Here is a 10,407-nt window from a genome sequence, read left to right as displayed (position 1 = left end):
ATCCTGGGGCTAACCGGCATTAACCAAATGGACGCAACAGCCGCGTTACGTTAGCGTCGTCTCATCTCAGCAACAGCCGACCCAGAACAGTCCAGCCCTTGTCCTACCTGCGCCCCCTTCCGCTCATCCAGAGAGTTTTTGCGGCACTAGCCCTGCTGGTGCTGCTGGCCGGCTGCGCCACGACGCCGCCCGACAGCGTGCTGGCCGTGCCCGCGCCGGCGCAGAGATATGCGGCAATCGTCGTTGACGCCAGGACCGGCAAGCAGCTGTTCGAGGTCAGCTCGACGGCGCAGCGCTACCCCGCCTCGCTGACCAAGATGATGACGCTGTATCTTTTGTTCGAGGCGCTGGAGTCCGGCCGCGTCAGCAAGCAGACGCAGATCCCGGTGTCGGACCATGCCGCCTCGCAGCCGCCGACCAAGATGCGCTTCCGGCGCGGCGAAAGCATCGACGTCGATTCCGCGATCCGCGCCATCGTCGTCAAATCGGCCAACGACGTGGCAGTGGCGGTCGGCGAATATCTCGGCGGCTCGGAGGATCAGTTCGCCGCCATGATGACATCCAACGCGCGCCAGCTCGGCATGACCAGCACCACCTTTCGCAACGCGTCGGGCCTGCCCGACGATGGCCAGATGACGACGGCGCGCGACATGGCGGTGCTCGGCATGGCGCTGCATCAGCGCTTTCCCCAGCAGTTCCACTATTTCTCCGAAAGCGACTTCATGTTCCGCGGCCGGCTGGTGCGCGGCCACAACGACATGCTCGGCCGCGTGCGCGGCGTCGACGGCATCAAGACCGGCTACATCAGGGCGTCGGGCTTCAACATCGTCACCTCCTACAATGCCGACGGCCGTAATTTGATCGTCGTGGTGATGGGCGCCGACTCAGCCCGCCAGCGCAACGACCACGTCGAAGCGCTGATCCAGCGCAGCCTGTCGCCGACCACGGACGGCGCCAAGACTAGGCTGATGTTCGCCGAGCAGTGAGGAGTGGTCCGCGTAGCGGACAAAAAGCCAATTGCTTGGCTTTTTGAACGACGAACGCCCTGAGCCTGCGAAGGGCGAGCTGCCGGTAGCAAAGCATCGCGCTTGGCTGCGCGGGGATGGATGTCGATAGGAATTTTTTCTTGACCCTGAGGGCAGCTATGCTCTATTTTCGGTATGGTGCTGAGTCGCGCCAATTGATCGACTGGAAACGTGACCCGCCCGCAAGGCGGGTTTTTTGTTGCCCGCCGCCCTGCAGAACCTGTGCACGTTGGCGGGACAGCGCCCCCCTCTGTCCTGCCGGATGTTCGTCGCTCGGAAAGCCAAGCAATTGGCTTTCCGCCCGCTGCGCGGACCGCTCCTCAACCCCCGCAAGGGGGGAGATTGGCAGCTTCGGCGCTCCGCTCACTCCTGTGACGGTGGAAATTGGCGAAAGCCGGGACAACAGCCAATCTCCCCCCTTGAGGGGGAGATGTCCGGCAGGACAGAGGGGGGTGATTGGCGCAAACATCGGGCAAGTTCTTCCCGCTCCGGCCAATTTCGAACGTCTCCACCCTCCCTGAGGGGCGAGCCGCAGTCAGCCACATCGCCTCTCCGATCAAAAACACTTGTCCGGCCTGCGAAATCCGTGCCCGGCGCTGGCTATGCGCCGCCACCTCTGTCTATCGTCGCCCAGCACCCTCAGGAGCCCACCATGAGCACCGTCCCCAAAACGCCCGAACAGGCGGCAGACAATCAGAACGATGACGGCGGCGAGTATTTCGAGGCGCCGATCGTCGGTGAGCTGGAGGCCGATCCGGTATCGGACGAACACTTCGACACGCCCGAAGTGCCGGACTCCGAACCGGCAGGCCCCGGCGCCCACCGTGGCAAGCCGAAGAAAAAGCCGTCGGCGATATCGGGCCGCAAATTCCGCAAGCGCGATCTGGTGCGCATCGACACGCTGCGCCCGAGCCTCGCCGACCGCATCCGCTCGGACCATCCCGACCTGCCGGCCGGCGCCCGCATCAGCCGCGCCGAGCTCGGCCGCTACCGCATGCGCTATATGGAGGAGCTGCTGCAGCAGGAGCACGGCGAATTCTCCGAGCTCGACCGCCAGGTGGTCGAATCGATCGCCAGGCAGGACACGATTTCCGAAAACTCGGAAGAAGAATTCGAGGAGCACCGCACCTTCGCCGACCGCGTCTCCGACAACATGGCGGCCTTCGGCGGCAGCTGGTGGTTCCTGATCTCGTTCGGCAGCGTGCTTCTGGTGTGGATCGGCATCAATCTGGTCGCCGGCATGAGCGCCGCTTTCGATCCCTATCCCTTCATCCTGCTCAACCTGCTGCTCTCCTGCATCGCCGCCATCCAGGCGCCGATCATCATGATGAGCCAGCGGCGGCAGGAGTCCAAGGACCGCCTGCGCTCCTTCAACGACTACCGCGTCAACCTCAAGGCCGAGCTCGAAGTGCGCCATCTGCACGAAAAACTCGACTACCTCATCTCGCGCCAATGGACGCGCCTGGCCGAAATGCAGCAGATGCAGCTGGACGCGATGCACGAACTGGCGGGCGCCAAGAAGCCGAAGCGGGCGGTGCGTGGAAGGCGGACGGTGAAGGCGGGGGCGGGAACCTCATAGGCCGCAGCCTGGACGCACCCGGCCCAAGTCGCTACGCCAATCGCCAATTGCCCGTTGAAGCCCGCGCCCGCTTCCGCTAAGAAGCCGTGACTTGCCGGTTCACCGGCTGGTTCGTTTTCCGGATTCCGGAAAGCACCCGTAGCTCAGCTGGATAGAGCGCTGCCCTCCGAAGGCAGAGGTCACAGGTTCGAATCCTGTCGGGTGCGCCAATGATTTCGGGACCGTTTCGGGGCACTGCGTTTGTCGTAGGCAGCTTTGCGGTCGAGCAGGCTCACGCGGCCCTTCAGCCCTTCAAAGGCATAATTCTTCTCAACCGCCAGCCAGGGCAACCGCCAGCGTTCGGCGGCGAGGGTGTCGCGAGCCCGCGAATGGGCCACCTGCGTCGTGAAGAAGGTGCACCCCTCATTGCTCGGCTGCCGGCCGGCCGTCGAACCACATGTAATAGGAGGCGATGAGCATTTGGCGCCCCTCGAACGCGTCCAGCAATGTTACCGACCCGACACCGACCGGAGTGGGTGCGCCCTATCTCCACTTATGAGGTACTGTGCCGTTCTCCCGCGGCTGGGGAGCGCCTAGAGCATCAGATAGATGATCCGGCCCAGAGCGCCAAAAAGCAGCGCGAAGGCTGCAATCGACTGGACGAAGAAGCCGGGATAGCGCTTCAAGGGCGCGGTGCGATACCCTACGAAATATGCAATCCGACCTATCATCCAGAGCAGCCCAAGGCCGGAAGCCCACGCGGCATTCCAGTAGATCGCGAACAGCCACATCGACGGCATAAAGATAGGAAACCATTCCACCGCGTTGGCATGTGCCCGGATGGTTCGTTCAAGGAGCGGGTCGCCGGTCATTGCGGGCGCCAGTATGCCAGTCTTCTTGTGGGTTCTCGCGACCGTCACCGCCATTCCGAATATCATCAAGCTACAAAACAGCGTCACGAGAGCTACCGGGTAAAGCCGTTCCATGTTTGCCTCCTCTCATGGTCGGGACAGTAGGCAAGCAAAGGTTATCGGCAAGGGCAAGGCGCAGGCAGATCTTTCCTGACAGCCAGCGCCAATAAGAGCCGGGTTTGTCAGTTACATAATTGCCCTTTTTGTTAATCATCCGAAAACGATGGGCAAGTTGGAATGCCATCAGCGTTCCTTCCGTGGAGGCGGTGATGGCCATCGACATACCGCCGTGACCGGCCTGCTGCCGAAAGGTGGCGGCATTTTGTTGCGCGATTGACACGCTGCCCGGCGGAAGGCAAAGAGTGACACATTATTGGCAAAGGGGAATGTCGATGAAGAAAATCTATCAGAAGCCCGTTTTCACGAAGCGTGAGCGACTGTCGTCAGTGACGGCTTCGCCCAGCTCATCCGGGATTATCGATTAACCAAGAGAGTTACAGTTTTGGAAAGCCCGCTGCCGAAAGGTGGCGGGCTTTTTGCTTTCTCCAGGAAACGACAGCCGATTCCGCAAGTCGGCTCCGTCAACCTCAATTTCAAGTTCGGCAGACGCAACTGCCTGTGGGACCGCGTGCAGGGCAAGGTTAGCGGACCAGTGCCGAAGGCCTGAAGAAAGACAAGGCGGAATGGTTCAAGCCCGGCCTTGTCGGACGGGTGCGAAGAAATGCATCGCCATGCGAAGCTGCTGGACTGCCCGGAGGAGAAGTAATGCCCGTGGTAAAAAGGCCCCCTGAAGCGCGAGAACAGGCTCTGCACTCGCGATCTAGACCATCAGGCTTAATTGCTGGATTCCTGTTGTGCCGGTAGCGTAATCGGGCTGGGGTGTCCAGCACTGGCCGGCACGGCGTGTCCAACCCCAAATTCGCAACCGTGCCGGTCTGTTGCACCAATGGGAATGAATGTCTCGGGCTTCGACCTTGACCCCCCTTCCGCGCAAGAATTGTCTGCATTGCCGCCATCAGCTCTTCGTCCCACTGGTCAGGTTTCCCTAACGGTCGAAGGTAAGCCAGCGCTGGCCCGCCGAGTCGCGTTACCCCACCACTCCCCTCACACTCTCCCGCTCCACCAGCGGGCACTCCAGCTTCGTGATCGGGTACCGCCCGCGCCCAGGCGCCGCCGGCGCTTCCAGCTGTTCGATCGCCCATTGGCCCATCGCCATGTGCGGCAGGATCGAGGTCGTCAGCGGCGGGAACAGATGCCTGGCGATTTCCTCGTCGTCGTAGCCGACCACGGAAATATCTTGCGGAATGTGCAGGCCGGCTTCCTTCAGCGCTTCGTAGCAGCCGATCGCGGTGCGGTCGTTCTGACAGAAGATGGCGGTGGGCTTGTCCCTGAGTGCCAGCAGCTTGACGGTGGCGGCATAGCCGGCGCTGGCCGACCAGTCGCCCTCGACCACCAGCTCGGGATCGAACGGAATGTCGGCCGTGGCGAGCGCGCGGCGGTAGCCCTTCAGCCGGTCCTGTGCCGCCTGCATCCACGGCTCGCCGGTGATGGTGGCGATGCGGCGGTGGCCGTGGCTGATCAAATGGCGGGTCGAGCTCTGGCCGCCGGCGATCTCGCTCGGCACCACGGCAGGGAAGGCGTAGTCCGCCGTGTAGCAGTTGAGCAGGATCACCGGGATGTCGAGGCCGTAGAGATAGTCGGGCGCCGTGATCTCGCGGGTGAAGATGGTCATGTAGATCAGCGCCGAAATGCCCCGCTTGGTCAGCGCTGAAATGGCGCGCGGCTCCATGACGGAATCGCCCAGCGTCTGCGCCACCAGAAGCACGTTGCCGGCATTCCACGAGGCCTGGCGCGCGCCCTCGATGGCGACCACGGCTTCGGGGCTGGTGGCGAGCTGGTCGACGGCAAAGCCGATCACCCCGTCCAGCCCTTCGAAGGCGGGCCCCTCGAAGGCAGGCAATGCCGGGTGAAGCGCCTCGAAAGCGGGCGCGGTGTAGCCAAGCGTCCGTGCGGCCTCGATCACCCGTTCGCGGGTCTGCTGCGACAGCTTGATCCCTGGCGAATTGTTGAGCACGAAGGACACGGTCGCCTGCGAGCAGCCAGCGGCCCTGGCGATATCGATCATGGTGACGCGGCCCTTGGCGCCCTTGGCGGGCGCCTTGCGCCGCCTCGCCGTGTCGCTGGCCCGATCCGTCGTCTCGCTCATGGCAAATCCCAGTCTGGCTGGCCGGTCAGGCCGGCAAGGTGGCGTGACGCCGTCGATTTATCGGAATAACGTCAGGCTCGTTTATAACTATTAGTATGCCGGAGGTCCATCCGCCACGCATCTCCATACAAGCGAAAGCTCAATTAACAAAAGGCCTGGGCGGCTGCCCAGCGGTGAGGGCGGCACGCCGGCGGGCACACCGCGAAACCGCTGGCATTGGCTCGGAACTAATACTGTTTACTAATACAAAAATGCGCTGTACCGTCAATCGTCGCATCCGGCCGGTCACGTCCGGGGCGACGGGAGAGTACGAAAAATGGCCCGGTGGCGAGCGGATCCTATCTCCGCAAGCCTTGTCTCGGATATGTGATATGTCAGACAAATCGGACTATTTACGAATGAAGGATGAGTCTCTAAGGTCGCTGTCGTGGCTGGAACGACGCCATTCTTTCGGTGCCGGGAACCCCTTTGAGGAGGAGGGCGTCCACGCTGCAAACGGCAAATCAGGTCAGTGCAAGATCGGCCGGTCCAACGACTGAGCCAAACGGGAGGTTGAACATGAAATCCTTGATACGCAATGCATCCGTAGCCGCGACCGCGCTGCTGCTTGGCCTGTCGGCCACGGCAATCGCGCGCGCCGACGACAAGCCGACGCTGGCCTTCGTCGTCAACGGCGCTTCCGATTTCTGGAAGGCCGCCGAAGCCGGCGTCAAGAAGGCGCAGGGCGAACTGCCCGACTACACGCTTGAGCTCAAATATCCCGAACAGTCCTCGGTCGCCATCCAGCAGCGGCTGATGGACGATCTGGTGACCGCCGGCGTCAAGGGCATCATGGTCTCGGCCGTCGATCCCAAGACCTCGACCGATGGGTTGAACAAGATCGCTTCGGAAACCGCGCTGTTCACCACCGACTCGGACGCGCCGCAGACCAAGCGCGTCGCCTATATCGGCTCGTCCAACGTCGATGCCGGCAAGCAGGCGGCCGAAATCGCCAAGAAGGCGATGCCCAATGGCGGCAAGTGCCTCGGCTTCGTCGGCCTGCTCGGCGCCGACAATGCCAAGGAGCGCATCCAAGGCATGAAGGACGGCCTGGCCGGCACCAAGATCGAGCTGATCGACGTGCGCGGCGACGACATCGACCAGGCGCGCGCCAAGAAGAATGTCGAGGACGCGCTGGTCGCCAGCCCCGACGTCACCTGCATGGTCGGCTTCTACTCCTACAACACGCCGCGCATCTATGAAGCGCTGCGCGATGCCGGCAAGCTCGGCTCGATCACCGTCGTCGGCTTCGATGACGATCCGATCACGCTGGGCGGCGTCAAGGAAGGCACCATTGCCGCCACTGTCGTGCAGCAGCCCTTCGAATGGGCCTATCAGGGCATGAAGCTGATGGCTGCCTATCTCAAGGGCGACAAGTCGGGCATCCCGGAAGGCAACCTCATCATCATCCCGACCAAGATCATCGGCAAGGATGACGTCGACGCCTACGCCGCCAATCTGAAGGCGATGGCCGGAAACTAAGACTTGAAGCAGTTCAGCCGGCTCAACGTCGCTTGGGCCGGCTGCTCGCATTGACGAACACCGCGAGGATCGTCAGTCTGCCAAAAGCCAAGAGCATGATCCCGAAAAGTGGAAGCCGGTTCTCGGACAAACGGGAAACCGTTTTGTCCAGAGATCATGCTCAGAAATTGGCCCGCCAATCGCTGTCAGGCATGATGAATTATTCCGACACATCCATTGCTGCATCCGTGACCGCCCCGTTCCTCAGCCTTGAGAACGTGCGCAAGACCTATCCGGGCGTCGTCGCGCTCGACGGCTTCTCCATGGAGGTCAGGCCGGGCGAGGTCATCGGCCTTGTCGGCGAAAACGGCGCCGGCAAATCGACGTTGATGAAGATCCTCGGCGGCGTCACCAGGCCCGACAGCGGCACGATCACCGTCGACGGCACCGCGCATGACAGGCTCTCCGTCGAAGCCAGCCTGGGATCGGGCATCGCCTTCGTCCACCAGGAACTCAATTTGTTCGAAAATCTGGACGTCGCCGCCAACATCTTCTTCGGCCGCGAGCCGTTGCGCGCCGGGCCGCTCAAGCTCGTCGACCGCGCCAAGCTGCGCACCATGGTGGCGCCGCTTTTGAAGCGCGTCGGCGCCAATTTTTCCGCCGACACGCCGGTTGCGACCCTGTCTCTGGCGCAGCAGCAGATGGTCGAGATCGCCAAGGCGCTGTCGATCGAGGCGCGGCTGGTCATCCTCGACGAGCCGACATCCAGCCTGCCGCTCGCCGAGACCGACAAATTGCTCGACGTCATCAAGGCGCTGAAGGCCGACGGCATCAGCGTCATCTTCATCTCGCACCGCCTGCACGAGGTCGAACGCGTCGCCGACCGCGTCGTGGTGCTGCGCGACGGCATGCTGGCCGGCACCTTGCCGAAGAGCGATATCGGCCACGACCAGATGGTCAAGCTGATGATCGGCCGCATGCTGAAGGAGCGCGAGAAGGCCTCGGAAGCGGCGCGTGCGCCCGGCGCCGTAGCACTTGCGGCCAAGGCCATCCGCACCCCTGCCTATCCCGGCCGCCCGGTCGATCTCGACGTCAGGCGCGGCGAAATCCTCGGCCTCGCCGGTCTTGTCGGTTCCGGCCGCACCGAGCTGGCGCGGGTGTTCTTCGGCATCGATTCGAAGCTCGGCGGCGCGCTGGAACTCGACGGCAAGCCGCTTGCGCTGGCTTCCGCGGCCGACGCCGTCGCGCACGGCATCTTCCTGGTGCCGGAAGACCGCAAGCTCACCGGTATCCTGCTCGACCTGTCGATCGCTCAGAACATTTCGCTGCCCAATCTGCCCGCGCATGCGCGCCGCTCCCTGGTGTCCTCAAGCGCCGAGACCTCCACCGCCGAGAAGCAGAAGAAAGATCTCGGCATCAAGGCGCCTTCGGTGCAGACGCGCACCGGCACGCTGTCGGGCGGCAATCAGCAGAAGGTCGTGCTCGGCAAGTGGCTGGCCATGAACCCCAAGGTGATGATCCTCGACGAGCCGACGCGCGGCATCGACATCGGCGCCAAGGCGGAAATCTACGGCCTGATGCGCGCATTGGCCGATGCCGGCGTCGCCGTGCTGATGATCTCGTCGGACATGGAAGAGGTGATCGGCGTGTCCGACCGCATCGCCGTCATGCATGAGGGCCAAATCTCCGGCATTCTCGACAAGGACCGGTTCAGCCAGGAAAACGTGCTGCTGCTGGCGGTGGGCAAGCAGCCGAAGTAGTTTTGCCGGGGTCGCGCAAGCGCGATCTGCTCAGGCATTGGGGAGAAGACGATGAGCAAGAAAGATCTCGGCCTGCTGATCCTGATCCTGGTGGTCGGGGCGATCGTGGCGATCATCAATCCGCGCTTCCTGTTGCCGATCAACCTCGCCAACACCTCGAACCTGATCGGCCTGTTCGGCATCCTGTCGATCGGCCAGGCCTTCGTCATCATCACCGGCGGCATCGAATTGTCGGTCGGCTCGGTGGTCGCGCTGCTTGGAACGCTGTTCATCGACTTCATCGCCGTGCGCGAGGTGGGCTGGCCGCTGGCCTTCGTGCTGATCCTGTTCCTCGGCGCCATCATCGGCCTGGTGCATGGCTGGCTGATCACAAGGCTCAAGCTGCAGCCTTTCGTCGTCACTTTGTGCGGCCTGTTGATCTACCGCGGTGTCGCCCGCTTCTACACTGCCGACGGCACGGCGGGTTTTGCGTTCGGCCAGAATTTTCCCGAGCTCGAATTCCTCACCGCCGGCCGCTCCTATGGCGTGCCGAACAGTTTCATCGCGCTGATCGTTATTTCGATCGTCATGTGGGTGGTGCTGCACCGCTCGGTGTTCGGCCGCTATCTTTACGCCATCGGCAAGAACGAGGAGGCGGCGAAATATTCGGGTATCCGCACCGGCCGTGTCGTCATCGCCGCCTATGTCATCTGCGGTGTGCTGACGGCGCTGTCGGCGATCTATTTCGCCATGTACACGCGCTCGATCTCGCCGGCCAGCCACGGCCAGTTCTACGAACTCTACGCCATCGCCGCCGCCGTGCTCGGCGGCTTCTCGCTGCGCGGCGGCGAAGGCTCGCTGATCGGCGTCATCCTCGGCACGGTGCTGCTGCAGGAGCTGCAGAATCTCGTCAACCTGCTCGGCATCCCGTCCTCGCTCAACTTCGCGGTGATGGGCGGCGTCATCCTCATCGGCGTGCTGGTCGACCAGCAATGGGGCGTGTTCCGGGAACGGCGGCTGATGGTCGACGCCACCCGCAAGGGCGTGGCGGGCCAGGCTGCGAAATAGCTAGCCTAGATCAGGCCCGACATGTCGGAAAAGGCCATCGCCTTGCGCAGCACCTCGGCGAAGCGTTCGCCGGCGGCTTCGCGCGGGCCGCTGTTGTCGATCGAGGTGACGCCGGGCCCGGACAGAGTGACATTGGCGCTGCGTGCCAGCCGCGCCAGCACTTCGCCGCGGGACTCCCGGCCGCGCATCGCCAGACGCTCGGCCAGCACTTCAGGCGAGGCAGTGATCTCGACGACGGCCAGGTTGGCATAGCGTTCGCGCAAGGAGGGGATGATCGCGCGCGACACATTGGCGACAGCGACACGGCCATTGGCGACAGACCAGTCGACATCGGCGGGGATGGCGGAGCGCAAGCCGGGTGCTTCCCCGGAAATGGCGAAGGGGCCATCGGCTTCGGCTT

Annotated in this window: 8 protein-coding genes, 1 tRNA gene and 2 pseudogenes; 6 read left to right on the top strand and 5 right to left on the bottom strand. The window is 63.1% G+C overall.

Going from position 1 to position 10,407, the window contains the following annotated elements:
- The first annotated feature begins 98 nt into the window (after positions 1-98).
- From EN914_RS10795 to EN914_RS10780, 3 genes are all read left to right on the top strand, one after another.
- Positions 99-986, top strand: coding sequence for a D-alanyl-D-alanine carboxypeptidase family protein (locus EN914_RS10795; RefSeq protein WP_024502027.1), 888 nt, complete (start codon positions 99-101; stop codon positions 984-986).
- Positions 987-1,677: 691 nt separating this feature from the next.
- On the top strand, positions 1,678-2,604 hold the full coding sequence (locus EN914_RS10785; RefSeq protein WP_024502026.1) for a DUF1003 domain-containing protein: 927 nt from the start codon (positions 1,678-1,680) through the stop codon (positions 2,602-2,604).
- Positions 2,605-2,736: 132 nt separating this feature from the next.
- Positions 2,737-2,813, top strand: a tRNA-Arg gene (locus EN914_RS10780).
- A 51-nt stretch (positions 2,814-2,864) separates the two neighbouring features.
- On the opposite strand, the pseudogene EN914_RS39160 reads toward EN914_RS10780, so the two are convergent.
- The 4 genes and pseudogenes from EN914_RS39160 to EN914_RS10745 form a co-directional block, all read right to left on the bottom strand.
- A pseudogene (locus EN914_RS39160) lies at positions 2,865-2,978 on the bottom strand (DUF899 family protein); the annotation flags it as partial.
- A gap of 198 nt (positions 2,979-3,176) precedes the next feature.
- Positions 3,177-3,569, bottom strand: a complete 393-nt coding sequence (locus EN914_RS10765) for an MAPEG family protein (protein WP_013528384.1) — start codon at positions 3,567-3,569, stop codon at positions 3,177-3,179.
- On the bottom strand, positions 3,526-3,771 hold the full coding sequence (locus tag EN914_RS10760; protein ID WP_127223424.1) for a hypothetical protein: 246 nt from the start codon (positions 3,769-3,771) through the stop codon (positions 3,526-3,528). The genes EN914_RS10765 and EN914_RS10760 overlap by 44 nt, the downstream gene beginning before the upstream one ends.
- Before the next feature lie 810 nt (positions 3,772-4,581).
- On the bottom strand, positions 4,582-5,700 hold the full coding sequence (locus EN914_RS10745) for a LacI family DNA-binding transcriptional regulator (RefSeq protein WP_024502024.1): 1,119 nt from the start codon (positions 5,698-5,700) through the stop codon (positions 4,582-4,584).
- 558 nt (positions 5,701-6,258) lie between these two features.
- On the opposite strand from EN914_RS10745, the gene EN914_RS10735 reads away from it, so the two are divergent.
- The 3 genes from EN914_RS10735 (at position 6,259) to EN914_RS10725 (ending at position 10,007) form a co-directional block, all read left to right on the top strand.
- On the top strand, positions 6,259-7,221 hold the full coding sequence (locus EN914_RS10735) for a sugar-binding protein (RefSeq protein WP_013528381.1): 963 nt from the start codon (positions 6,259-6,261) through the stop codon (positions 7,219-7,221).
- Between the two features lie 194 nt (positions 7,222-7,415).
- The gene (locus tag EN914_RS10730; RefSeq protein ID WP_081714222.1) at positions 7,416-8,960 is read left to right on the top strand and encodes a sugar ABC transporter ATP-binding protein; all 1,545 of its coding nucleotides are present in this window, start codon (positions 7,416-7,418) and stop codon (positions 8,958-8,960) included.
- Between the two features lie 51 nt (positions 8,961-9,011).
- Positions 9,012-10,007 (top strand): ABC transporter permease, encoded by a 996-nt coding sequence (locus tag EN914_RS10725; RefSeq protein WP_024502022.1) that lies wholly within the window; start codon positions 9,012-9,014, stop codon positions 10,005-10,007.
- 5 nt (positions 10,008-10,012) lie between these two features.
- Here the strand turns inward: EN914_RS10725 and EN914_RS10720 are convergent.
- Positions 10,013-10,407 (bottom strand): annotated as a pseudogene (locus tag EN914_RS10720) (phosphonate metabolism protein/1,5-bisphosphokinase (PRPP-forming) PhnN); the annotation flags it as partial.

The organism is Mesorhizobium sp. M7A.F.Ca.CA.001.08.2.1 (genome assembly GCF_003998455.1).
Taxonomy (GTDB): Bacteria; Pseudomonadota; Alphaproteobacteria; order Rhizobiales; family Rhizobiaceae; genus Mesorhizobium; species Mesorhizobium ciceri.
The sequence above is the reverse complement of the archived record's forward strand: the minus strand, read 5'-3'. Positions and strand labels throughout refer to the sequence as shown.